Source organism: Agrobacterium burrii (genome assembly GCF_017313405.1).
In the GTDB taxonomy this organism is placed as follows: Bacteria; Pseudomonadota; Alphaproteobacteria; order Rhizobiales; family Rhizobiaceae; genus Agrobacterium; species Agrobacterium burrii.
This window is the reverse complement of the sequence record NZ_JAFLNA010000012.1, coordinates 88,047-112,475: the sequence shown is the minus strand read 5'-3', so window position 1 is coordinate 112,475 and position 24,429 is coordinate 88,047. Positions and strand designations below refer to the sequence as shown.

Here is a 24,429-nt window from a genome sequence, read left to right as displayed (position 1 = left end):
TTTAATCCTCAAATATCAGTCTGCGGAAAATGTCAGTTGCACCTTGCAGGCGGCGGAGCGGTCTCCGGCCTGTTCGAATGCGGCTTTCGCGTCTTCCAGCGGGAAGCTGTGGGAAATGATCGGCCGCACATCGATCCCGCGCGAGGAGATCAGGCCGGCGGCGATGGCGAACTCCTCGTGGAAACGCTGTGAGCCGCGCCAGAGGATTTCCTTGCCCACCAGCGCATTGAGCGGAATGGTGATATCGCCGGTGACGCCCACCTGCACGATGGCGCCGCGGGGGCGCACGCAGGCAAAGGCCGTGCGAAGCGCGGGGCCGGCAGCGGAGCAATCGAAAATGACGTCGAAATAACCCTTGTTTTCCTGATAGGGCAAAAGCGCGTCTGCGTCCTTCGCGACATTGATGGTGCGGTCCGCGCCCATGGCGGGTGCGCGTTCCAGCGCCGCATCGGTTAAGTCGGTGGCGACGATGACGCTCGCGCCGGCATGGCGGGCGGCGGCGATGGTAAGAAGGCCGATGGGGCCAGCGCCGGTTACCAAAACCTTGGCCCCGGTCAGATCGCCTGCCTGGGCGACGGCATGCAGGCAGACGGCGAGCGGTTCGGTGCAGGCGGCCTCGGCGGGCGAGGTGGCGTCTGAAAATGCCGCGCATTGTTTGGCCGGAACCACCAGCCGGTCGCGGAACATGCCCTGCTCATGCGGCATGCGCATGGCGCTGCCCATGAAGCGCATCTCGAGGCAATGGATCGGCTGGCCCTTCAGGCAGAAGTGGCAATGACCGCAGGGCTGCGAAGGGTTGACGGCGACGAGCTGGCCGATGGCAAGCCCGCTGACGCCCGCCCCCAAAGCCGCCACATGGCCGGATGCCTCGTGGCCGCAGATGATCGGCTCGCGCACCCGCACCGGGCCGAAACCGCCATCCTGATAATAATGCAGATCGGAGCCGCAGATGCCGCCTGCCGCCATGGCGAGTAAGACTTCGCCGGGGCCGGGAGCCTCGGTATCCTGTGTTTCGACGCGGATGTCCTTCGCGCCGTGTAGACGTGCCACGCGTGTCTGCATGACGGGGTCCTTTCGAATGCATTCATATCGGAAAAGCTGCGCGACGCCGGGCCGCGCAGGTCTGGTTCGATCAGCGGATGAGGCCGAGCTGGGTCGGTAGCCACAGCGTTACCGATGGTATGAAGGTGATCAGCGCCAGTGCCACAAAAAGCGGGATCATCCAGGGCAGGATGGCGAGCGTGGTCCGCTCCACCGACATTTTCGAAATACGAGACAGGACGAAGAGCACCATGCCGACAGGCGGGGTCAAAAGACCGATCATCAGGTTCAGCGTGACGATCAGGCCGAGATGCACCGGATCGATGCCGTAGCGCGCGGCGACCGGCATCAGGATCGGCACCAGAATGCTGATGGCGGCGATGGTGTCGAGAAACGCGCCGACCACCAGAAGCAGAATGTTGACGATGATGAGGAAGGTCCACCAGTTGTCCGTCATCGCGAACATGAAGTCGGAGAACAGCTGGGCCGCCTGGCTCACCGTCAGCAGCCATGCGAAGATCGATGCCGCCGTGACGATGAAAAGAACCGAGGCGGTCGTCTCGATCGTATCGAAACTGGCCTTGGCCAATGTCTTGAATGTCATGGTACGGTAGCGCACCAGCCCGAGGAAGAGCGACCAGAGGACCGCAGCGACCGCCGCTTCGGTCGGGGTGAACCAGCCCATCGTCATGCCGCCGATCAAAAGCACCGGCGTCATCAGCGCCATCACGGCTGAGAAGTCGTAATACCAGTCCAGCGCGACAAGCAGGGCGAGGCCGATAAGGACGGCGACATTGAGCGACAGGCCGGCAAGGATCATCAGATAGACTGCAACCGGAAAGCTCAGAACGATCACGATTTCCAGCGACGCAGAAAGAAGTTTTTTCAGTTCGAAGGGCGTGTCGGAACCCCAGCCCTTGCGTTTTGCGAAAATATAGACCGTCAACATCATCAGCACGGTCATGACGACGCCGGGAATGATGCCTGCCATGAACAGCGCGCCGATAGAGGCGTTGGCCATCATGCCGTAGATCACGAAGGGCAAGGATGGCGGAAAAATCGGCCCGAGCGTGGCCGAGGCGGCGGTGACGCCGACGGCCGCTTCGACCGGATAGCCGTGATCCTTCATGGCCTTGATCTCGATGGTGCCGATGCCTGCGGCATCCGCAAGCGCTGTGCCCGACATGCCGGAAAAAACCACCGAACCGATGATGTTGACCTGCGCCAGACCACCCTTCATCCAGCCGACGAGCGCCAGTGCGAAGCGGTAGATGCGGCTTGTGACCCCTGCGATGTTCATCAGATTGCCGGCGAGGATGAAGAACGGCACGGCAATGAGCGGGAAGCTTTCGACGCCGGCGATCATGCGCTGGGCCGCGATGATATCGGGTGCTACGTCGTAGAGGATGAGATAAAGAAGCGAGCTGACGGCCATGGAAACGGCCACCGGCGTGCCGATGATGAGAAGCAGAAGAAATGAACCGATGAGCAAAAGCATGGTCTAGATTCCCTGTGTGCTTACGGCTTCCTGAGCCTTTTCACGCACGGTTTGCTTGCCGGTGATGTCCTTGATGAAATTGTGCAGGGCACGCAGGAACATCAGCGCGAAAGCGGCGAAAACGGTGTAGAAGACAATGCCGCGCGGCAGGTCGACGGTGACCATCCGCTCATCACCCACGATTTCGAGATAACGCCACATCAGCCAGGTGATGTAGGCGAAGAAACCGATGGTGATGAGATCGACGATCAACTCCAGAAAACGCCCGACGGGCTTCGGCACGAAGCGGTAGATCAGATCGACGTGAATGTGCCGAAACATACGCACGCACATGACCGAACCCAGAAAAACGACGACGACGAGGCAATTGGCGGCAATTTCTTCCGTCCATGCGAAGCTGTCGTTCAACACGTAACGGGTGAAGAATTGCAGGAAGACGGAAAGGCCCATGCCCCAGAAAACGGCAAGGGTTATCCAGTCTTCCACGGCATAGGGCGAAAGATCGACGGGGCCGGTATCTTCTTCGAAGGCATGCGCCATTTCTTCCACACTGATGGGTGTGTTTTGATGGTCGGTCATTGGCGGGAACTCCAGTCCGAATGTCTCGGTTGAGGATATCCCGGCGCCTGACGGCGCCGGGACAGGCTCACGCATTATTTGATGGCGCGGATGGCGTCCCAATCGGCCTTTTCGTAGCCGAAGTCTTCAAGCTTCACCTTTTCGATGACGTTTTTCTCGAAGTCGGCCTTGTCCACCTCGGCGACAGTGATGCCCTTGGATTTGAACTCGTCGACCAGCGCCTTCTCACGGGCTTCGATCGTTTTCGTCGTGCGGGCCGCCGCTTCCTGCATCACCTCGGTGAAGATTTTCTTGTCTTCATCCGAAAGGCTCGCCCAGCGGGTTTTCGAGACGAGGGTGTTGAGGTGATCAACGATGTGGCCCGTCAGAACGATGTTCTTCTGGACTTCGTAGAATTTCTTCGCCTCGATCGTCGTCAACGGGTTTTCCTGCGCCTCGACGGTGCCGTTCTGAAGAGCCAGATAGACTTCAGCAAAGGCGATCGGCGTCGTGTTGGCGCCGCAGGCGCGCGGCATGGCCAGATAAGCCGGAACGTCGGGAACGCGCATTTTCAGGCCGGCCATGTCACCGCATTTTTCAATCGGCCGGTTGGATGTGGTGTGGCGCGTCCCATAATAGCTGACGGCGACGATGTGGTTGCCGGTCTTGTCCTCGTAGCCCTTGGCGAGCTTCTTGAAGACATCGCTTTTGGTATAGGAGATCAGATGACCGGGATCGCGGAAGATATAGGGAAAATAGGTGACGCCGATGGGCTTGTGATCGCGTGCGGCGAAGCTTGAACCCGAAATGATGATGTCAACCGTGCCGAGCTTCAGGCCCTGGTTGATATCGGCTTCCTTGCCCAGCTGAGACGCCGGGAAAACGTCGATCTTGTAGCGGCCGTCTGTCCGCTTGGCGATCTCTTCGGCGGCCCACACCGAATCCGTGTGGAACGGCTCCGAGGTCTCATAGACATGCGCCCATTTGAGCGCGGTTTGCGCCTGCGCCGCCATGGCCGAAAGCAGGATGGCAGCGGTTGCACCCATTAAAGTCGACAATCTGATTTTCATTCTTAACTCCTCCCGAATTAAAGCCAGATTTCTGTTTTTCCGTCGCCGGTTGCGGCACGGTCACTCTTCTCCGATCGTTTCCTCCCCGAAACTCTCGGAAAATCTCTTTTGCGACAGTGTCAGATGCTGTCGCATCGCCTCGCGCGCGCCTTCCGGGTCATTTGCCGCGATCGCGTCGCGGATCACCCGATGTTCCTGCACGGCGAGGATCCAGGTATGCGGTCCCTCGAAATAGCTGGCGAGCTTTTCGAAATAGGGTGAAAGGCTGCGCTCGTCATAGATCAGGCCGGTAAAGCGATTGAGTGCCGAATTGCCGATGATATCGGCGATAGCGGTGTGAAAGGCGCGGTCGAGATTGAGGGCCTGCGGCGAATTATCGAGCGCGCCGGCCATGCGTTCGATGATGTCGTCGAGCTTGACGATGAATTCCGGTGTGGCGAGCCTTGCGGCCTCTTCCGCAATAGCGCTTTCGATGATGCAGCGCGCCTGCAGGATTTCGAACGGACCATGCGCATCCGGCAGAGGCGGCTTTTGCGTGTCCGGTTTGCGCGATGCGTTTACATAGACGCCCGAACCCATGCGGATGTGGATATGGCCTTCCACTTCCAGCACGATCAACGCTTCCCGCACTGTCGGGCGGGATACGCCGAAGCGTTCGGCAAGGTCGCGTTCCGCCGGCAGGCGCTGACCATCAGTCAGTTCCCCGCTTTCAATGAGCAAGCGAATTTGTTCCGCGACCAGCCGGTAAAGGCGGCGCGGCTCCAGAGCCACAAACATGATACCCTCCCAGCGCGAAGGTCTCCCCCCATCGCGCAAGCGGTAAGATTGTCTTACCAATTTCATTAGGGAACATTTATGCGGTGCTGTCAATCGGACCGTGAGTGGAAAATTGCGTTGCTCCAGGTCGAAGGATGTAAGAAGCAAGAAACGGGTGGAGACGAACGCGCTTTAGTGGTTTTCTGTGAGGCGTTAGGAGAAATGCAATGAACGCCAACATCATGCTGAATGAAGACATCACCCCCATCGGAACCGATTACGAGACGGTGCGCGGGGTTATCGAGCTTTTGACGCTGGATTATCGCGAGCAACCCTCCCTCGAAGCCATTGCCGCAAGGCTCGGCCAGTCGCCGACGCAATTGCAGAAAACCTTCACCCGTTGGGCGGGACTTTCGCCCAAGGCTTTCCTGCGGGCAGTGACGCTCGATCATGCCAAGAGGTTGCTGCGCGAGGAAGATCTGCCGCTGCTCGAGACCTCGATCGAGGTCGGCATGTCGGGGCCGGGCCGCCTGCACGATCTGTTCGTTACCCATGAGGCCATGTCACCCGGCGAATGGAAGGCCAAAGGCGGCGGGCTGACGATCCGTTACGGTTTCCACGCCTCGCCCTTCGGCCTTGCATTGGTCATGGTGACGGATCGTGGCCTTGCCGGCTGCGCTTTTGCCGATCCGGGCGAAGAAAGAGCCTGTTTCGAAGATATGGCCGGCCGCTGGCCGAATGCCGATTATGTCGAAGATCGCGAGGCGACCGCTTCTTACGCCGCCCGCATTTTCGAGCCGTCTTTGTGGGCGGCGGACAGGCCGCTGCGTGTCGTGTTGCTCGGCACGGATTTTCAGGTGCGGGTGTGGGAAAGCCTGCTGAAAATCCCGATGGGCCGCGCCGTCACCTATTCCCATATCGCCTGCGATATCGGCCAGCCCACCGCATCCCGCGCCGTGGGTGCAGCAGTCGGCGCCAACCCGGTCTCCTTCGTCGTCCCCTGCCACCGCGCCGTTGGCAAAAGCGGGGCGCTGACGGGTTATCACTGGGGGTTGACCCGCAAGCGGGCGATGCTTGGTTGGGAGACGGGGAAGGTGTGACGTTGGCCGACCGTTCGAAGCTGAACCCCGATAACAACAGTGAAGATGTACCATCTCATGGCCGTTCTTTTGATGGGCGGGAGAAATGGACAAGTGGTGTGAGGGCAGGATTGACCGAGGCTGAAGCTGGAGTCTTTGTTTCTGAAGAAGAAATTGACGCCGTTCTCGACAAATACGCCAAGTCCTGAAAAGCGTAGCTACCGCTCCACGTCGTGCCGAGGGCAGGCCAGAGGATGACGTCGGAGGTTGTGACGAACGCCCGGGAATGGCACGACGAAATCTAAACCAACTCCATCAACGCCCGTGCCGCCGCCTCATCGGTGATCAGCGTATTACAGCCGGTGCGTTTGATGGTGGCGCGAATGGCGATGGCGCGATGGGCGCCGCCGGAGGCAAGAACGATGTGTTTGGCCTTGCGCAGCGTATCGAGATCGATCGCCATGGCGCGCTGGTTGATGGGGTGATCGACCGAGCGCCCGTCCGCGTCGATGAAGTTGAACATCGTATCGCAGACGCAGCCGGCATCGATGAGTTCCCGCAGCGTCTCCTTCGAAATGAAGCCTTCCGACAGAGAGGTGGAGTGCGGGCCGATATCGCCGCAGGAAACGATGGCGATATCAAGCGTTTCGGCGAGATCGTAAAGCGTGGCAAGCCCGCATTTTTCGATCAGCGCCCGTTTGGTCTCGACGGAATCCACCAGCAGCGGGGCGAGAAACATGTAACATTCCGCCCCAAGCGCGCTCGCCAGCCGCCAGGTGTAATCGAGCGGGTTGGTCTGGTGCACGGCGACGATACCGCCGAGCAGCGAGACGACCTTACAGTTTTCCCGGCGCGGCGGGCGAAAGCTGGAAAGCGAGGCGGTCATGGTGCGGCCCCAGCCGACACCGATGGTGGCGCCGTTCGGCACCGCTTCGGAGAGGAATTGCCCAAGCGCCAGACCCACGGCCTTGGCCGTGCCTTCGGCGCTGGTCTTGCCAGAAGATTGGCCGGGGGAGGGAATGATCACCGCCTCATCCAGCCCGTAAGCCGCCTCCAGCTGGCCGGCCAGTGCAACGAAATCCTCGATCCCCTCGTTGATCCAGATCTGCACTTCCGAGCGCTTCATCGCTTCGTCCAGAAGCCGGATGACGGTGGAGCGGCTGATGCCGAGTTTCTCGGCAACATCTTTCTGGGTCATGCCCTGATTATAATAGAGCCATGCGGCGCGCAGCCGCAGAGACGCCGCTTCCGAATAGGCCGTATGGGTTTCTCTTCTCAGTTTCGCCACGGTTTCCGCCATTCCTTATGTGCGGCCGAGTATCGCAGGCGTGAAACTTATGTCAATTGCGATGCGCAAATGTCTTGACTTTTGGCCCGGTCGCTTGCGATAGTCGGAGCCGGACAGAACCGCGATTTCGGCCTTGGGCGCACCCATGGTGCGGGAACGAAAAGACGGCTTGGCAAGTTTTGAAGAGATCATGAAGGATCATTCGGTATGACGTCTAAACTCGAACAACTTCGCGCCATCACAACAGTTGTTGCCGACACCGGCGATATCGAGGCGGTTGCGCGCCTGAAGCCGGTGGATTGCACCACCAACCCCACCATCGTTCTCAAAGCACTCGGCACACCGGCCTTTGCGGATGCGGTGAAAGAAGCCGTCGCATGGGGCAAGAAGCAGGGCGGCCAGTCCGACGCCGTTGTCGCAGCCGTTGCTGACCGTCTCGCCATTTCCGTGGGTGCGGCTCTCGCCGGTCTCGTTCCCGGCCGCGTCTCCACCGAAGTGGATGCCGACCTTTCTTTCGATACGCAGGCCTCCATCGCCAAGGCGCATCAGATCATCGCGTCCTATAAGGAGCGCGGCATCGAGCGTGAACGCATCCTCATCAAACTCGCCTCCACCTGGGAAGGCATCAAGGCGGCTGAGGTTCTGCAGTCCGAAGGCATCGACTGCAACCTGACGCTGCTGTTCTCGCAGGCTCAGGCAATTGCCTGCGCGGAGGCCAAGGCCTTCCTCATCTCGCCCTTCGTTGGCCGTATCCTCGACTGGTACAAGAAATCGACCGGCGAGACCTACACTGCCGAAACCGATCCGGGCGTCGTGTCCGTGCGCAGCATCTATAATTATTACAAGGCCAACGGCATCAACACCGTCGTCATGGGCGCGTCCTTCCGCAACGTCGGCGAAATCGAAGCGCTGGCCGGTTGTGACCGGTTGACGATCAGCCCGGCGCTGCTGGAAGAGCTGGACAAGGACACCGGCACGCTGGTGCGCCAGCTTTCGCCTGATAATGCCAAGCCGGCGCCGCTGGAATCGCTCGACGAAAAGGCGTTCCGCTGGGCGATGAACGAGGATGCGATGGCCACCGAGAAGCTGTCGGAAGGCATCCGCCTGTTCGCCAAGGATCTGGTGTCGCTCCGCGACATGGTTCGCAAGGAACTGACGCTGGCTGCCGCCTGATAAAAAAAGGGGAACAATCCACGTTCCCCTTGCGTTTACACAGCATAAATCTCCAGTCACTCAAAACGCGATCGGGCCCCTGCCGGTCGCGTTTTTTTGTGCGTTTCAGTCGTTTCCGTTTCCCGTCGCCACTTCGGAAATGCACCTTGCCGCATCGCGGATCAGCACCTCGCAGGCCTCGCGCGTGGGCGCCTTGCCGCCGAGCGGTGTGATATAGGGGCAGGTGATGACGGCAAGGGCCGTACCGTCCAGCGTCAGCACCGGGGCGGAAATATTGCGCACGCCGGCGGTCTGCAAGCTGTCCATGGATTCGAAACCTTGTCTGCGCACTTCCGCCAGCCGTTCGGCGAGCCCATCAGGTACGGTTTCGCCGCTGCCGCGCACCTGCTCGGTGATCATGATCTCACGTTGGGCGTCGGTCTGGAAGGCCAGCAGCACATGGCCGGAACCGGTGTGAAACAGGCTCATCTGCGCGCCGACGCGCAGGGACATGGCCCAATAGGTGGAGGATTCCTGCTGGGCGATGACGACCACGCTGCCGCGATCATAAACGGCCAGATGGCAGGCCTGCTCGGCGCTTGCGGAAAAATCGCGCATGACAGGGGCGGCAAACGAGACAAGGCGGCGGATCGGCGCGTGGAAATGCGCCAGCCCGAACATTTTCAGCGTCAGTGAAAACCGGTCGCCCTCAAGCCGCTGCACATAACCCCGGCGCACCAGCCGGTCCAGCATGCGGTAAAGTTCGTTCGGGCTTTTGCCGACGGCCTTGGCGATCTCGATCTGTGTGAGCCCGCCATCGGTGCGGGCGAGAAGTTCGAGAATGTCCAGGCCCTTGTCGAGGGCGGGAGCGCGATATCGTTCGCTGTCGTCGTCGGTCATGGAGCCTCGATGCGTTTTGCGCGGTTACGGCGCAAGTTTGCTTGACGTTATATGAATACCGCGTTTACATATGAATTGTCGATCCATATTTGAGATCATCGAAATTCGGCGGCCTGAACCACGAAGGACGGGCGCGCTATTGCGGGAGGCTATTCATGGTGCAGGATTTTAACGGCCGGACAGTGGTGATCACCGCCGCCGGTCAGGGTATCGGTCGGGCGACCGCCGAGCGGTTCATATCGCTCGGCGCGCGCGTCATTGCCACCGATATCAATGAACAGGCCCTTTCCACCCTGAAGGGTGCGGAAACGCGCGTTCTGAACGTGCTGGATGGCGAAGGCGTCAAGGATTTCGCCGCCGATATCGGCCATGTGGATGTGCTGTTCAATTGCGCCGGTTTCGTTCATTCCGGCACCATTCTCGACTGCGAGGAAAAGGACTGGGATTTCTCCTTCGATCTCAACGCCAAGGCCATGTACCGCACCTGCCGCGCCTTCCTGCCCGGCATGCTGGAAAAGGGCAAGGGCGCAATCGTCAACATGTCGTCTGTCGCATCAAGCGTGAAGGGCGTGCCGAACCGTTTCGCTTATACCGCCTCCAAGGCGGCCGTCGTGGGTTTGACGAAGGCGATTGCCGCCGATTTTGTCACCAAGGGTATTCGTTGCAACGCCATCTGCCCCGGTACGGTCGACAGCCCGTCGCTGCATGACCGCCTGCGCGCCACCGGCAATTACGAGCAGGCGCTCGCGGATTTCATTGCCCGCCAGCCGATGGGCCGCATCGCGACACCGGAAGAAATCGCCGCGCTCGTCACTTATCTTGCTTCGGATGAAGCAGGGTTCACCACCGGCCAGATCCATGTGATCGATGGCGGCTGGACGGGCTGAGCTTTTTCAAGGGAAAGAGGAGAGGCGACCGGCGTAAAAGCCGGTCGCCTTTTTTCATTCAGACGACGGCGCTTCCGGCCATCAGTGCAAGCACGAGGAAGACCAGGAAGATCACCACGGCGATGAAGAACAGGATTCGGGCCACGCCCGCCGCCGCTGCCGAAATGCCGGTAAAGCCGAATACGCCCGCGATCAAAGAAATAACAAAGAAAATAAGAGCCCATTTCAGCATGGAGCTTCCCCTTCTGCTTAATTTTCAAGAGTCTGCCACCTAGCAGCGGACTCTCGAAAATGACGCGCAAAAGGCGAAAATGTTCCATGCGCCCGCAAAAATCGTTGTTTTAAATCCCTTTTTCAGCCGCCGCGTCGATCCGGCGGGCTTTCCAGGTGGTGCGGATGAAGGTGGCGACGAAAGCAAGGCTCATGAACAGCACGATGGTGGGGGCCGGCGCACTGTCGATCAGGAAGCTCAGCCATATGCCTGACAGTGATGAGACGACCGCCACCATGATGGCCACGATAAGCATGGCGGAAAAGCGCCGTGTCAGCAGGAAGGCGATGGCGCCGGGGGTAACCAGCATGGCGACCGAGAGGATGATGCCCACCGCCTTCAGAGCGCCGACCACGGTGAGCGACAGAACCATCAGCAGACCATAGTGCAGAATGCGCACCGGCAGGCCAATCGCCTTGGCATGTTGCGGATCGAAAGCATTCACCAGCAGATCCTTGCGCAGCAGCCCAAGAAACAGCGTGGCGAAAAGCGCGATCAGGCCGGTCTCCAGCATGTCTGACGGGGCAATGCCCAGCATGTCGCCGAAGAGGATGTGATCCAGGTGCATATCGCTCTGCACCTTCACGTAAAGTACCAGCCCTAGCCCGAACATGCCGGAAAAGACGATGCCAAGCACGGTATCTTCCTTGATGCGGCTGTTTTCCTTAATGAAACCGGTGCCGAGTGCGCAGATCATGCCGGCGATGAAAGCGCCAATGGACAGCGGAATTCCAACGATATAGGCAACCACCACGCCGGGCAGCACGGCATGGGATACTGCATCCCCCATCAGCGACCAGCCCTTCAGCACCAGAAAACAGGACAGCATCGCCATCGGCACCGCGATCATCAGGGTGATCACGAAGGCATATTGCATGAAGGGCAGTTGAAACGGCAGGATGGCGAGTTCGAGATATTCGCTCATGGTGTTTCCCCCAATGCCTTGCGGGCCTTGGCTCTGGAGGCGAGCAGGCCGTGTTTGGGCGCAAATACAAAGGCGGTGAGGAAGATTGCCGTCTGTAGCACAACGATGACACCGCCGGTCGCGCCATCGAGGAAATAGCTGAGATAAGCGCCGAAGAAGCTGGTGGCCGCACCGATGATGAGGCTCATCAGGATCAGCCGCTCGAAACGGTCGGTCAGGAGATAGGCGGTGGCACCCGGAGTCACCACCATGGCGACCACGAGAAAAGCGCCGACCGTCTGCAAAGCCGCAACCGTGGAGGCGGCGAGCAGGGTGAAGAAGATCACCTTCAGCATTTCCGGTTTCAGCCCCACGGTGCGGGCATGGTTCTCATCGAAGAAGACGACCATGAAGTCGCGCCATTTCAGCGAGAGTACCAAAAGACTGATGCCGCCGATCAGCGCCAGCTGGATGGTGTCTTCGGTGGTGATTGCCAGAATATTGCCGAGAACGATGGTCTGGATATTGATCGAGGTGGGCGATAGCGAGACCATGAACAGCCCGAGCCCGAAAAACGACGTGAAGATCAAACCAATGATCGCGTCTTCCTTCAGCCGTGTCTTCTGGTTGAGGAAGAGCATGGAACCGGCCGCCAACCCGCCGGAAAGAAAAGCCCCAAGCGAAAACGGCAGGCCGAGCATATAGGCACCGGCGACACCCGGAACGATGGCATGGGAGAGCGCATCGCCGATCAGCGACCAGCCCTTCAGCATCAGATAGGCCGACAGAAAACCGCAGACGCCGCCGACCAGCGCGCTGACCCAGATGGCGTTCAGCATGTAGCCATAGGTAAAGGGCTCAAGAAGGCTGTTTATCATCGGCTTTTTCCTTCGGAGCGCTGGGATCCTGCCCGTTCTTTCCGTAGATCACGAAAGGCCGCTCGTCATCGGTGATCACCTTCACGCGCCGCGGATCGGCATCGTTGTGCAGTTCGGCCCCGCCCAGAACGAAGTGGCGCAGGCTGCCGCCGAAGGCTTTCTGCAGGTTTTCCTCGTTAAAGGTGTCCTCTGTCTTGCCTGACGCCAGCACCGTGCCCTTGACGAAGACCGCGCGATCACAGAATTCCGGCACGCTGCCGAGATTGTGGGTGGAAACCAGCATGACACGGCCCTCGTCACGCAACGCCTTCAAAAGCGCGACAATCTGCTCTTCCGTCGTCACATCGACGCCGGTAAAGGGTTCGTCGAGCAGGATGACCTGACCTTCCTGCGCCAGCGCGCGGGCCAGAAACACCCGCTTCTTCTGCCCGCCGGAAAGCTCGCCGATCTGGCGCTTGCGATAATCGAGCATGTTGACGCGTTTCAGTGCCTCCTCGACCATCTGGTGATCGCGTTTCGACGGGATGCGCAGGAAATTCATGTGGCCATACCGGCCCATCATCACCACATCCTCCACCAGCACCGGAAAGCTCCAGTCCACCTCCTCCGCCTGCGGCACGTAAGCGACGAGGTTTTTCTTCAGCGCCTCCTTCACCGGCAGGTCGAAAATCGAGACGGAACCGGCGGCCAGCGGCACGAAACCCATGATCGCCTTGAAAATCGTCGACTTGCCGGCGCCATTGACGCCGACAAGTGCAGTGATCGTTCCGCGGGGGATGGAAAAGCTGGCATTTCTTAATGCTGTGTGGCCATTGCCATAGGTCACTGTCGCATTTTGAACCGTCAGGCCGCCGGCTATTTTTTTACCGCCCATTCTCATGAGGACAGACCCTTGGCAATGGTCTCGCTGGTAACGCGCAGCAGATCGAGGTAGGTCGGAACCGGGCCATCGGCCTCGCTCAGCGAATCCACATAGAGTATGCCGCCATAGGCAGCGCCGGTTTCCTTGGCCACCTGTTCGGCGGGATCGGCGGACACTGTGCTTTCGCTGAAGATGACCTGGATATTGTGTTCGCGCATCGCGTCGATCACGCCGCGCACCTGCTGCGGCGTTCCCTGGCTGTCGGCATTGACGGGCCACAGAAACAGTTCTTTCAGCCCGAAATCGCGGGCGAGATAAGAAAACGCGCCTTCGCTCGTTACCAACCAGCGCTTGTCTTCGGGAAGGCTGGAAAGCTCATCGCGGATCGGCTGCACGGTGGCCCTGATCTTGTCCGAATAGGCCTTGGCATTGGCGGTATAAACATCGGCATGGGCAGGGTCGATTTCGGCCAGGCCCTTGCGAATATTCTCCACATAGATCAAGGCGTTATCGGGTGACATCCAGGCGTGCGGATTGGGCTTGCCTTCATAGGCGCCGCCGTTGATCGCCATCGGCGTCACGCCGTCGCTCACCGTGACGTTCGGCACGCCGGAAAGGTTGGCCAGGAACTTTTCGAACCACAATTCCAGATTGAGACCGTTGCGCAGCACCAGATCGGCCTTGCGGGCTTTGAGGATGTCGCGCGGGGTCGGTTGGTAGTTGTGAATTTCAGCGCCCGGCTTGGTAATGCTCTCCACTTCCGCCGCATCCCCCGCCACGTTGCGGGCCATATCGGCGATGATGGTGAAGGTCGTCACCACCTTTGGTTTTTCCTGCGCGACGGCGGCTGCGGGAAGAAAAAGCGAGAAAGCAAAAAGAGCATGCCGGATTTTCTGGAAGTTCACGTCTGTCACCGAATGTTTGTTGCGATTAATTCGCAATACCATCTGTTATAAAATCACACTTGTCAACGCTATTGCAAATCATTCGCAATTTAGCAGCATTTGAAAATGTCTGAAAATGGTGCGTTTTTGCCCGCGTTGCGCCGGGCTGGTTAAACTTTTTTCAATGAGAAAGCGGCAGTATCGCAAGGCTCGGACAGCGAGGTTGCGAGCTTTATCCCGCGTGTGTTCCTCATCATCAGAGCCACGTTTCGGGGTGAGGGCGATAAGGCGGGGTAGTTGATGTCAGGATGTTGCGGGTGAAGGCTGTATTCGGACGAATGCGGTTTTCGCGCAAACTCGTTGTGATCGTAGGCGGGATCCTGCTTTTGGCGGGTGCGACCGGTTCTGCTGCCGTGTTCATCGGCAGCGATCGGCTGCTTGGCCCATCCTATGCCTCCGCCAACGGGCTATCCTGCGACGCAGTCCAGACAGTCAACATCCGCAAGAACGGCTCCTTATGGGTGCGCAAATTTATTCGCACGGAGGGTGGCGACGGCACGGAACGGCTGAAAACCGCGCTGCGTGTTGCCAAGGCAGTTTACGACAAACAAAAGCCCGATCTGGTGCAGGTCTCCGTACTCGACAAAAACGGTCCCCAACTGCGCTCGGAAATGCGCGGCCGCGCCATCGCCGCACAGGTGGTCTTCATCGCTGATCCGGCCAAGATTCCGCAGGGCGCCGATGCCCAGCGTTATTCGGCCTTTTATTACGATGGCGCTGCCAATGGCAGCGGCCAGTTTTATGGGCTGCGGATCGATCTGCCGCTGGAGGACGCCGAAACCATGGCGGCGAGCCTCAGCGATACCGCCGATTGCGTCACGCCGGCTTCGGATGCCGGTGCTGAAGGCCACGGTGGCAAGGCTGCAAAAGGCGCGGCTGGACACGGCGAAACCAAGGACGAGGGCACAGGCGGACATGGCGCAGCGCCGGCGGAAACGGATGAGGGCGGGGCCGGTGCGGAAGCGCATGGCGGAACCGCGTCTCCCGAAGCGCAGGGCGAACCCGGTGCCGATGAACTGCTGACTTCGACACCGGAAGCCGATGGCGGCAGCATCTTCAGCCTGACTTATCTGAAATCGCTGATCTTCGGAAAGGGCTCAACGACCGCTCAGGCGGCGGAGGAAAAATCAGCCGCTGAGATCGCACCGGCTGAAGAGCCGGTTGTGGAGAAAAAGGTCACAGGCCACTAAGAGAGAACAAGTTGCTCTCCCTTGAGACCTTCTCGACGCTTATTCGCTTAACCGGTCAGGTGTCTGGCCCGACACGCAAGCGGCCAGCCGGATTTGGAAATTTCTTGCGCTTGTTGACGATCGCTGGAGAGAAACTCTGGGAAAGGGCGGCAAAGGCTGCAATTCGGGCGATCAGTTTTTCGCGCTCACCCTTTGTCACATCTTTGTAGCTTTCGATCCTATCGATGTAACTTACCAGCCAGTCTTCATATTTGCCCTCATTCCAGAGGTGTTCGGTCGCAAATACCGTGTCTTCCAACCGATCATAGGCAACGAGCGTGCGTCGCCAGCGATGTTCGTCAAAATTCAGCGCGCCATTGGCGAAGAGTGACCCGACTTCGAGGCCGTAGCTCATCAGTTTCGCAGAGCGTTCCGGCGGCATGGTGAGATTAAGCCCGCCTTCCTCTTGGCTGAGGAAGACGCGGGCGATGCGCTCTCTTTGGCCCGGCATGGTGGCGAGGGATTGATCCTGCCAGTCCTTCGCTGAACTGAGGATGCTGCTTACAAAGCCGCCCATCTTTTCCAACTTGTGAACGGGCACGCCAATCCCTTCGCCTGCCCCTTGCGGGATAGTCACGCGCTTGCTGCTGCTGGCGACGGATTTCGGCAGCTCGTCAAGGCTGAGCGCGAAGGTGGGACGGGAGGGAAGCAGGGCATCAAAGAGGTGGATCGGAAAATTGCTGCTGATCCCGCCATCCGAGAACCAGATTTTCGCCTTCATGACCGGCGGCGCTTTATTGCCCGTCCGTCGCAGAATATCGAGCGTGCCGTGATCATTGGTAAAAGCCGGAATGGCCTTGAACAGAACCGGAAAACTCAGGCTCATGCGTGTTGCGATGATGATCGGCAACCTGGCGGGTTCCGGAAAAGCCTTGAGTTCGGGAAAGGGGCCGCCCGGCGTGGCGATCTGTTTCAGCCAGGCCATGACGGGGGCGGGAAAGAGACGGCTCCATTCTTTCGTGTCATAGGCCACCATGAGATTGAGGCTTGGCAGCGTATGCGGCCGCCGCATTGACAGATTTGTCGTCACCATCTTCAGGTTTATGGATTTTTCCGGATCGTCGCCGAGCAGATCGCCAAAGGTCAGCGGCGGTGCTGTCGCGGCGTCGCTACCAAAAGCGATATCCTGGATCGATGCATGCAGCCATTCCGTCAGGCCGGGAGCATTGGCGCCGGGAACCGTCAATCCCGAGCAAAAACCGAACCCTTCCTGTGGCAACCGATGGAAGACCAACCACAGGATTTGACTGAGGATACCGACGAGCAGCCCCACCAGCCCGCCAAGAATTGACCCGAAAATACCTCCATTCAGAGCCCACAATGCGCCGGCGCCGATGGCGATGCCGGCTATCGAGGCCAGCGGAAAAGCCATGGGCACTCCCAGAATCCTGCCCGGCCAGCCGCCGGCCTGCGCCCATAACAGGTAACGCATCAGCGGACGAAAACGGCGTTCCGGCTGGAAAAGCGTGCCGAGAATATCAGGTATCTTATCGCAATGGGCCTGCAGGCGGATGAACCCATCCGGATCGCCCCGGACGGTGCGGGAATATTCCGCCGCAGCGGCAAAAGCCGCGGCAATTGCCCCTGCCGATGTGCCGCCTATCGAGCGGAACCGATATCGGCGGGCCAGTTCCAGAACCGCATAGGGATAAACGACGCCGGAGGTGATGCCGCCCTTCATGACGACATCGCATTCCTTGTCCGGCGTTGCAAACATATCGGGCTGATATTTGGGAAGCTCATTCTCGGGCATGCGTATCTCCCCCAACGGCCTCGTTAATCGAAAACCGTCAAACACAATGCGAATGATGGAAAATGAGTATCACAAGTTGAGGTGATATCGCCAGTATATTCTACTAAAAGTTATATGAATTTAATCGATCTGTTCACGGGAACCCGGATAATTACTTGCGCGTGTCTTTATGTTGAGCGGAAAACCGACAGACAGACGGGGCGAAATCTCGCGACGCACTCCGGCGTCATCTTCGGGCTTGTCCCGAGGGTCTGTTACGGATTGATTTTGCTGGATGTGACTGCATGCCCTGGGGCAAGCCCGGGCATGACCGGAAAATCGGGATGCTGCAGGCGGCCGTGAAGCCGCCTGCGGTTTTACCAGTTCAATCCGCCTTGTTGCGGCGGGCCGGGAAGAGGATGACGTCGCGGATCGACGGGGCGTTGGTCAAAAGCATGATCAGGCGATCGACGCCGATGCCGAGGCCACCGGCCGGCGGCATGCCCTGGTCGATGGCGTCGAGGAATTCCTCGTCCAGCTGCTTGTCCTTTTCGCCGCGGGCATGGGCTTGTTCCAGCTGCTCCACCATGCGGCGGCGCTGCTCTTCCGGATCGTTGAGTTCGGAAAAGGCGTTGCCCACTTCCCAGGCGTTGCAATAGCTTTCGAAACGCTCGACGAGGCGCGGCTCACCCGGCACTTCCTTGGCGAAGGGCGAGATGTCCTTGGGGAAATGCGTGACGTGGCTCGGCTGGATCAGCGTGCTTTCCACCTTTTCTTCAAAGATGAAGGCAAGGCATTCGCCCCAGGTCCAGTCCTTCTCGACGGCAAAGCCGGCAGCCTTGGCAGCAGCGCGTGCTTCTTCGTCGGTCTTGATGGCGAGGAAGTCGATACCGGTTGCTTCCTTCACCGCATCAGGCATCGGCACGCGCTTGAACGGACCCTTGAAGGAGATCGTCTGGCCCTGGAACTCAACCTCGGTGGTGCCGTGCAGGGCAATTGCCAGCGTCTCGAACAGCCGCTCCACGAGACCCATGATGTCCTCGTAGTCGGCATAGGCCCAATAGCACTCCATCATGGTGAATTCGGGATTGTGCCTTGTGGAAACGCCTTCGTTGCGGAAGTTGCGGTTGATTTCGAAGACCTTGTCAGAAAGGCCCGACACCAGCGTGCGCTTCAGGAACAGTTCCGGCGCGATGCGCAGATACATGTCCATCTTCAGCGTGTTGTGGAAGGTCTTGAACGGATCAGCCGTCGCACCGCCATAGATGGTCTGCAGCATCGGCGTTTCCACTTCGAGGAAGCCTTCGGCCTCCATGAAGCGGCGGATGCCGGAGAGAATCTTCGAGCGTTGCAGGAAACGCAGCTTGGAGTCTTCGTTGGCGAGGATGTCGAGGTGGCGCTTGCGGTAGCGCAACTCGATGTCGGAAACGCCATGCCACTTTTCCGGCATCGGCAGCAGCGACTTGGTGAGCATGGTGATTTCTTCGGCGTTGATCGTCAGCTCGCCACGCTTGGTGCGGCGCACCTTGCCCGTCACGCCGATGATATCGCCAATGTCGATCATCGGTAGCAGGTTGCGGGCTGCTTCCGGCGTGGTGTCTTTGTGGGAGAAGATCTGCACCTTGCCCGATGCGTCATGGATGTCCATGAACATGCCGGAATTGCGCGAAGAATAAACGCGACCCGCCACCGTCACCGTATCGCCGGTTTCGACGTCGGCTTCGATATCGGCGTATTTTTCCGAAAGCTCCGCATTGGTCAGCGTGCGGTGGAAATGCGCCGGATAGACGTCGCCGATCTGCTCGCGCAGCAGCGCAAGTTTCTGGCGGCGCACTTCTGTCGCGTCGGAGGAGAGGGCGGTGGTTTCGGTCTTGGTGTCGGTCATTGTTTTTTGCCTTAAGCGGGCTTGTTCGTTGCGGTTACCCCCCTCTGTCCTGCCGGACATCTCCCCCACAAGGGGGGAGATCGACAAGCGGCTGGCACCTTGCTCGTGGAACGAGCGAGTGCGGCATCTTATCTCCCCCCTTGTGGGGGAGATGCCCGGCAGGGCAGAGGGGGGTATTCTAGGATGCTGCCGTCACCGCCAGCATTTTAAATGTTAATTTCCACTGCCAACCAGCGTCGCCACAACGGCAATCGCCACCTTCAGGCGCTGGCGCACCACGGAGCGACCAAGCAGCGCCATACTGTCAAACAGCGGCAGCGAGCGCGAGGAGCCGGAGACGGCGACGAAGAGCGGCGGTGTCACCACGCGCAGCTTCTTGCCCGTGCGTTCGGCAACATCGCGCAACTCGGCCTCGATGGCTTCCACGGTCCAGTCAGGCATTTTTTCAAGGTCGGCGGCAACCGTGGTGAGGATCTCGTGGATTTCCTCCGGTTTGCTTTTCAGGCCCGCAAATGAGGCAGGCGTCAGGCCGACATCGCTCGAAACCAGGAAGCCGGCAAGGTTCGGTAATTCGCCGAGCTTGGAAATGCGGCTCTGGGAAAGCTTCAGGCCTTCTGTCAGGCGCGAATTTTCCATCGCCCAGTCCAGCGTGCGGGCAATGAATTCTTCCGGGGTGAGCTTTTCGCGCAGCCAGCGGCCGTTCAGCCAGTCCAGCTTCTGGATATCGAAGATGGCGCCGGCCTTGGACAGCGCTTCCGGGTCGAACTTCGCCGCCAGCTCTTCCATGGTCAGCAGTTCTTCGCCATCGCCGATCTGGATGAAGAACAGGCCAAGGAAGTTCATCAGCGCTTCCGGCAGATAGCCGAGCGCGGAATAATAGGAAATCGACGTCGGGTTCTTGCGCTTGGAAAGCTTCGACTTGTCGGCGTTGCGCATCAAGGAGAGATGCATGAACGTCGGCTGGTCCCAGCCGAAATAACGGTAAAGCAGAATGTGCTTCGGCACAGATGCCAGCCATTCCTCGCCGCGCGCCACATGGGTGATCTTCATCAGATGGTCGTCGATGACGTTGGCCATATGATAGGTCGGCATGCCGTCTGCCTTGACCAGCACCTGCATGTCGACCGAGTCCCACGGGATCGACACATCGCCGTAAACGCCGTCATGGAAATCGCACGACCCTTCGGTCGGGATTTTCATGCGCACGACATTGGCCTCGCCGGCGGCGACGCGGGCGGTGACTTCTTCGGCCTTGAGGGTAAGGCAATGGCCGTCATATTTCGGCGGCTTGCCGCTAGCGCGCTGCGCCTCGCGCATTTCTTCCAGCCGCTGCGGCGTGCAGAAACAGCGGAAGGCGTGGCCCTTCTCCAGCAGCTCTTCGGCATAAGGCCAGTACATGGCTTTACGCTCCGACTGGCGGTAGGGACCGTAAGGGCCGCCGACATCGGGGCCTTCCGACCAGGTGAGGCCGGTCCAGCGGAGTGCTTCCAGAACCTTCTGCTCATATTCGAGGGTCGAGCGGGTAGCGTCGGTATCCTCGATACGCAGGATGAACTCGCCGCCATGTTTCTGGGCGAAGAGATAGTTGAACAGGGCGATATAAGCGGTGCCAACATGCGGCTCGCCGGTGGGGGAAGGTGCGATGCGGACGCGAACGCCGGAAGTGGTCATGAAATTCACTCGTCGTGACGGGTCAGTGACATGGGTGGCTTCACCCGTATATCACGAAGTTTTCGTTTGGATGCGGCAGGAAATCATGTCGAAAGGCACAAATAAAGCACCTTTTGCACATTCCCGTTCGGCATCGGCTTAGGCCATATTATGCCGCAGGCGTCAAGGAAATAAGGAGCTTGCGCCATCTTCCCCTAGGCGAGCCGCGCCTAGTTGACTGGCCAGACGTAAAGCAGCATCGGAATGCTGGCAATGACGATCATGATCGACAGCGGCAGGCCAAGTCGCGGATAATCGCTGAAACGATAACCGCCCGGACCCATGACCAGCGTATTGCACTGGTGGCCGATGGGGGTGAGGAAATCGCAGCCGGCGCCGATCGCCACCGCCATCAGAAAAGCCTCCGGCCGGAAGCCGAGCGTGGTGGCGAAACCGGCGGCGATGGGGGCCATGACCAGCACGGTGGCGGCATTATTGAGGAAGGGCGTCACCGCCATGGCGGTCAAGAGGATCATGCCGAGTGCGGCAAACGGCGGCAAGCCCTGCGCCGCATGGCCGAGCCAGGCGGCGATCAATTCGCTGGCGCCACTTGTGCGCAGACTGTCGCTGACGGGAATGAGGGCGGCCAGCATGACGAGGATCGGCCCGTCGATCGATTTGTAGACGTCGGCAAGCGGGATCGCGCCGACGACGATCATCAGGAAGGCGGCGGCGAAAAAGGCGACGGAGACCGGCACCAGCCCGCTGCCGGCGGCAAGCATGGCGGCAGCAAGCACGATGACCGGCAAAAGCGCGCGGCGCTGTACACCAAGCAGAATTTCCCGCTGCGCCAGGGGCAGCAGGGAGAATTCCTGCAACACCTGCGGCAGGTTCTTGCGGCTTCCCTGCAACAGAATGACGTCGCCCGCCTGCAAGGTCAGCTCGGAGAGCCGCTGGCTGACGCGCTGACCGCGACGGCTGACCGCGATCAGATTGACGCCGCGCGTATAGGACAGCGAAAGCTCGCGCGCGGAAATGCCTGTTAGCACCGATTCATTGCTGATCACCGCTTCCATGGAGATGAGATCGGCAGATTTCTGGCCATTTTCCATCAGCGGTTTGCCTGATAGCAGCAACTTCGCCTGCGAGACGATACGGTCCAGCCCCTCCGGGCTGCCTTCGAGCAGAATGGTGTCGCCGGCCTTCAGCTTCACATCGGGGAAGGGGGAGATGCGCCGCGGTCCGCGCAGGATGGTGCTGGCGATCACGTCGCCATCGGCCTGTTTCAGGAGTTCGCGTAGCGGCCTGTCCGTATAGGTGCTGTCGGCGGGCAGCGTCGCCTCTGCGGTATAGGCGGATTGGTCGAGGGCGTCTTCCACCGATGCCTGTTGTCGGTTGCGCACCGGCAGCAGGCGGTAACCGAAGGTCAGGAAGATGATGCCGATCACCGTCAGCCCGGCACCGACAGGGGTGAAATCGAACATCGAAAAGCTCTGCCCGGTCATTTCCTCGCGCAGCCTGGATACCACGATGTTGGGCGAAGTGCCGATCTGCGTCATCAGCCCGCCCAGCAGTGCGGCAAAGGCCATGGGCATCAGGTAATAGGAAACCGGCGTGCCGGATTTGCGGGCGAACTGAAAGGCGACCGGCATCATGATGGCGAGTGCGCCGATATTCTTGATGAAGGCCGACATGATGGCGACGACGATCATCAAAAAGGCCAGTTGCAGGCCCTTCGAATGCATTTCGGGGAAATATTTCTTGATCGTCATATCGACGACGCCCGAACGGGCCACGGCCGAACTGACGATCAGCGCGCTTGCAACGATGATGACGATATCATCCGAAAAGCCGGAGAAAGCCTTGTCAAAAGGCACGACGCCAAGCGCCACCGCCACCAGCAAAGCGCTGCAGGCGATGACGTCGTAACGGAACCTGTCCCAGATGAACGCGACCATCATGCCGGCGATCACGGTGAAGGCGAGGATCTGGTCGGTCGTCATGCTTGCTCATGCTTTCGAAGGAGAGAAATGCGCTGTCTCCGCCTCAATCGGCGGGGATGCATTGAAACGCAAGCCCGGGTCATACGGTTCCGGGGAAGAGCCAGTCCATGAAAAAGGCCCGCCTTGCGGCGGGCCTCGATCAACGGTGTGACAGTTACGGCAACATCAATGTCTGGTGCCCGCTGCAGCGGAAGCTGCCTTCTTGCGCTGCCTGGCGTTGCGCGCAAACATGTTGAGCACTTCCACCAGCGCTGAAAACGCCATGGCGGCATAGACGTAGCCCTTGGGAACATGGAAGCCCATGCCTTCGGCGATCAGCGTCGTGCCGATCATCATCAGGAAGGCGAGCGCCAGCATGACGACGGTGGGGTTGCGCTCGATGAAGTTGGCAAGCGGGGTAGCGGCCAAAAGCATGACGGCGACGGCGAAGATGACGGCGACGATCATGATCGGCAGATGCGGCGTCATGCCGACGGCGGTGATGATGCTGTCCACCGAGAAGACGAGGTCGAGCAGCAGGATCTGGCCGATGGCCGCGCCGAAATTCATCGCCACAGGGCCGCCAACCATGTCTTCCTTGTGATCTTCGGGGTCGACAGTGTGGTGAATTTCCTTGGTGGCCTTCCACATCAGGAAGAGACCGCCGGCGATCAGGATCATGTCCTTCCACGAGAAGGGATGGCCGAAGACTTCAAACACCGGCGTGGTGAGCTGCACGATCCACGCGACGGTGCCGAGCAGGCCGAGACGCATGACGAGCGCAAGGCCGATGCCGATCTTGCGGGCTTTTTCGCGCTGTTCGGGGGGAAGCTTGTTAGTCAGGATCGAGATGAAAATCAGGTTGTCGATACCGAGCACGACCTCCATGACGATCAGCGTAACGAGCGCCACCCAGGCGGCGGGATCGGACAGAAGCGGGAGAACGGACTCCATCAGGCAAATTTTCCTTTCAGCAACAAGGCCACCCGAACATTCGGTGGATGAGATTTATAGCGCATGACGCGAGAAACAAGCGGCTAATGGCTGTGATGAGCCGGATTTCACCGAAATTTCACGCAAAAGGCGCATTGGCGCCGTGCCGTTGCCGGTCCGCTCACCTCGTTGCTGAATGAACTCAGGCCTTGTCGGTTCCGTAAGCCGCCATGAATACGTTGATGGCGCTGGCGATCACCCGGTTCAGTTCTTCTTCCGGCACCGGGCCGTCCAGTTCCCCAAACAGGCGCAGTTTGAAGAAGGTGCCGGTGGCGAGTTCGATATATTGCCGGGCAGCCAGTTCGGGGTCATCCACCTTCAGATGGCCGATTTCGACCTGATGTTCGATGAAATCCAGAAGCACCGTGCGCACATTGTTGGGCGCGGAGAGGAAAAAGCGCTGCGCCAGCTTCGGCATGCGGTCGAGAACGCCGATCACCGAACGCATGGCGGGGATCATGTCGGAACAGATCATCTTGTTGGCAAAGGCCTTGCCGAATTGTTCCAGCCCCTCGCGCACCTCTTCGGTGCCCTCAAGAATATGGCGCATGGAGATGGCAAATTCGTTGCGGTGATGGTCGACAAGCGCAACGAACAAATCTTCCTTGTTGGAAAAATAGACGTAGATGGTTCCCTTGGAGACACCCGCTTCCCGGGTGATGTCGTTCATGCTGGCGGCGTCGAAACCCTTGCGTTTGAACACGCGCCAGGCCCCCGCGAGAATTTGTTCGCGTTTGGCCGGGTCTTCCCCTGCCGCAAACCGACCCGCCGCATTCCCCGCGCAGCACGTTTCCAACTCCAGTTCCGTATCCATGTCTTCCCCTGCCATCGCTCCCGCCTCCTAGTACCACAATGGCGTAAAAAAAATTA

The 24,429-nt window shown here is 59.4% G+C and carries 23 protein-coding genes; 5 read left to right on the top strand and 18 right to left on the bottom strand.

Going from position 1 to position 24,429, the window contains the following annotated elements; translation table 11 throughout:
- Nucleotides 1-15: 15 nt before the first annotated feature.
- The 5 genes from JZX89_RS20975 to JZX89_RS20955 form a co-directional block, all read right to left on the bottom strand.
- Nucleotides 16-1,062, bottom strand: a complete 1,047-nt coding sequence (locus JZX89_RS20975; RefSeq protein WP_207135254.1) for an L-idonate 5-dehydrogenase — start codon at nt 1,060-1,062, stop codon at nt 16-18.
- 70 nt (nt 1,063-1,132) lie between these two features.
- Complete coding sequence (locus JZX89_RS20970) at nt 1,133-2,539, bottom strand: TRAP transporter large permease (protein ID WP_149899119.1); 1,407 nt, start codon at nt 2,537-2,539, stop codon at nt 1,133-1,135.
- 3 nt (nt 2,540-2,542) lie between these two features.
- Nucleotides 2,543-3,118 (bottom strand): TRAP transporter small permease, encoded by a 576-nt coding sequence (locus tag JZX89_RS20965; RefSeq protein WP_149899118.1) that lies wholly within the window; start codon nt 3,116-3,118, stop codon nt 2,543-2,545.
- A gap of 74 nt (nt 3,119-3,192) precedes the next feature.
- Nucleotides 3,193-4,167: a sialic acid TRAP transporter substrate-binding protein SiaP gene (locus JZX89_RS20960; protein ID WP_149899117.1), complete on the bottom strand. Its 975-nt coding sequence runs from the start codon at nt 4,165-4,167 to the stop codon at nt 3,193-3,195.
- Nucleotides 4,168-4,227: 60 nt separating this feature from the next.
- The gene (locus JZX89_RS20955) at nt 4,228-4,944 is read right to left on the bottom strand and encodes a FadR/GntR family transcriptional regulator (RefSeq protein WP_149899116.1); all 717 of its coding nucleotides are present in this window, start codon (nt 4,942-4,944) and stop codon (nt 4,228-4,230) included.
- 206 nt (nt 4,945-5,150) lie between these two features.
- On the opposite strand from JZX89_RS20955, the gene JZX89_RS20950 reads away from it, so the two are divergent.
- Both JZX89_RS20950 and JZX89_RS20945 read left to right on the top strand, forming a co-directional pair.
- Entirely contained in the window at nt 5,151-6,023 is an 873-nt protein-coding gene (locus tag JZX89_RS20950) for a methylated-DNA--[protein]-cysteine S-methyltransferase (RefSeq protein WP_207135253.1), read from the top strand.
- Nucleotides 6,024-6,025: 2 nt separating this feature from the next.
- Nucleotides 6,026-6,211 carry a transcriptional regulator gene (locus JZX89_RS20945; RefSeq protein ID WP_207135252.1) on the top strand — a complete coding sequence of 62 codons (186 nt, stop codon included), beginning with the start codon at nt 6,026-6,028 and terminating at the stop codon, nt 6,209-6,211.
- Nucleotides 6,212-6,303: 92 nt separating this feature from the next.
- On the opposite strand, the gene JZX89_RS20940 is transcribed toward JZX89_RS20945, so the two are convergent.
- Complete coding sequence (locus JZX89_RS20940) at nt 6,304-7,290, bottom strand: sugar-binding transcriptional regulator (protein ID WP_207135251.1); 987 nt, start codon at nt 7,288-7,290, stop codon at nt 6,304-6,306.
- 207 nt (nt 7,291-7,497) lie between these two features.
- On the opposite strand from JZX89_RS20940, the gene tal reads away from it, so the two are divergent.
- Complete coding sequence (tal, locus tag JZX89_RS20935; RefSeq protein WP_174374819.1) at nt 7,498-8,463, top strand: transaldolase; 966 nt, start codon at nt 7,498-7,500, stop codon at nt 8,461-8,463.
- A 105-nt stretch (nt 8,464-8,568) separates the two neighbouring features.
- Here the strand turns inward: tal and JZX89_RS20930 are convergent, their stop codons facing one another.
- On the bottom strand, nt 8,569-9,342 hold the full coding sequence (locus JZX89_RS20930; RefSeq protein ID WP_207135250.1) for an IclR family transcriptional regulator: 774 nt from the start codon (nt 9,340-9,342) through the stop codon (nt 8,569-8,571).
- A 155-nt stretch (nt 9,343-9,497) separates the two neighbouring features.
- Between JZX89_RS20930 and JZX89_RS20925 the strand changes: the two genes are divergently transcribed.
- Nucleotides 9,498-10,229: an SDR family oxidoreductase gene (locus JZX89_RS20925; protein ID WP_149899109.1), complete on the top strand. Its 732-nt coding sequence runs from the start codon at nt 9,498-9,500 to the stop codon at nt 10,227-10,229.
- Between the two features lie 58 nt (nt 10,230-10,287).
- Here JZX89_RS20925 and JZX89_RS20920 read toward each other — a convergent pair whose 3' ends face one another.
- The 5 genes from JZX89_RS20920 to JZX89_RS20900 form a co-directional block, all read right to left on the bottom strand.
- Nucleotides 10,288-10,461, bottom strand: coding sequence for a DUF1328 domain-containing protein (locus JZX89_RS20920; protein ID WP_003499086.1), 174 nt, complete (start codon nt 10,459-10,461; stop codon nt 10,288-10,290).
- Nucleotides 10,462-10,570: 109 nt separating this feature from the next.
- Complete coding sequence (locus JZX89_RS20915; RefSeq protein ID WP_207135249.1) at nt 10,571-11,425, bottom strand: metal ABC transporter permease; 855 nt, start codon at nt 11,423-11,425, stop codon at nt 10,571-10,573.
- Nucleotides 11,422-12,282, bottom strand: a complete 861-nt coding sequence (locus tag JZX89_RS20910; RefSeq protein WP_207135248.1) for a metal ABC transporter permease — start codon at nt 12,280-12,282, stop codon at nt 11,422-11,424. The genes JZX89_RS20915 and JZX89_RS20910 overlap by 4 nt, the downstream gene beginning before the upstream one ends.
- Nucleotides 12,263-13,162, bottom strand: a complete 900-nt coding sequence (locus tag JZX89_RS20905) for a manganese/iron ABC transporter ATP-binding protein (RefSeq protein ID WP_207135247.1) — start codon at nt 13,160-13,162, stop codon at nt 12,263-12,265. The genes JZX89_RS20910 and JZX89_RS20905 overlap by 20 nt, the downstream gene beginning before the upstream one ends.
- Nucleotides 13,159-14,049: a metal ABC transporter substrate-binding protein gene (locus tag JZX89_RS20900; protein ID WP_207135246.1), complete on the bottom strand. Its 891-nt coding sequence runs from the start codon at nt 14,047-14,049 to the stop codon at nt 13,159-13,161. The genes JZX89_RS20905 and JZX89_RS20900 overlap by 4 nt, the downstream gene beginning before the upstream one ends.
- Nucleotides 14,050-14,336: 287 nt before the next feature.
- On the opposite strand from JZX89_RS20900, the gene JZX89_RS20895 reads away from it, so the two are divergent.
- Nucleotides 14,337-15,278, top strand: coding sequence for a hypothetical protein (locus tag JZX89_RS20895; RefSeq protein WP_246746773.1), 942 nt, complete (start codon nt 14,337-14,339; stop codon nt 15,276-15,278).
- A gap of 55 nt (nt 15,279-15,333) precedes the next feature.
- On the opposite strand, the gene JZX89_RS20890 is transcribed toward JZX89_RS20895, so the two are convergent.
- The 6 genes from JZX89_RS20890 to JZX89_RS20865 all read right to left on the bottom strand — a co-directional run bounded on the left by JZX89_RS20890 (nt 15,334) and on the right by JZX89_RS20865 (nt 24,388).
- Nucleotides 15,334-17,034: a patatin-like phospholipase family protein gene (locus JZX89_RS20890; protein WP_440131603.1), complete on the bottom strand. Its 1,701-nt coding sequence runs from the start codon at nt 17,032-17,034 to the stop codon at nt 15,334-15,336.
- Between the two features lie 400 nt (nt 17,035-17,434).
- A complete protein-coding gene (gene lysS / locus JZX89_RS20885; protein ID WP_153516609.1) occupies nt 17,435-18,934 on the bottom strand; it encodes a lysine--tRNA ligase in 1,500 nt (499 codons plus the stop codon).
- A 213-nt stretch (nt 18,935-19,147) separates the two neighbouring features.
- The gene (gltX, locus tag JZX89_RS20880; RefSeq protein ID WP_207135244.1) at nt 19,148-20,605 is read right to left on the bottom strand and encodes a glutamate--tRNA ligase; all 1,458 of its coding nucleotides are present in this window, start codon (nt 20,603-20,605) and stop codon (nt 19,148-19,150) included.
- A 209-nt stretch (nt 20,606-20,814) separates the two neighbouring features.
- Complete coding sequence (locus JZX89_RS20875) at nt 20,815-22,587, bottom strand: SLC13 family permease (RefSeq protein ID WP_207135243.1); 1,773 nt, start codon at nt 22,585-22,587, stop codon at nt 20,815-20,817.
- A 165-nt stretch (nt 22,588-22,752) separates the two neighbouring features.
- Complete coding sequence (locus JZX89_RS20870) at nt 22,753-23,520, bottom strand: TerC family protein (protein WP_207135242.1); 768 nt, start codon at nt 23,518-23,520, stop codon at nt 22,753-22,755.
- 181 nt (nt 23,521-23,701) lie between these two features.
- Nucleotides 23,702-24,388 carry a TetR/AcrR family transcriptional regulator gene (locus JZX89_RS20865; protein ID WP_149899099.1) on the bottom strand — a complete coding sequence of 229 codons (687 nt, stop codon included), beginning with the start codon at nt 24,386-24,388 and terminating at the stop codon, nt 23,702-23,704.
- Between the last annotated feature and the right edge of the window lie 41 nt (nt 24,389-24,429).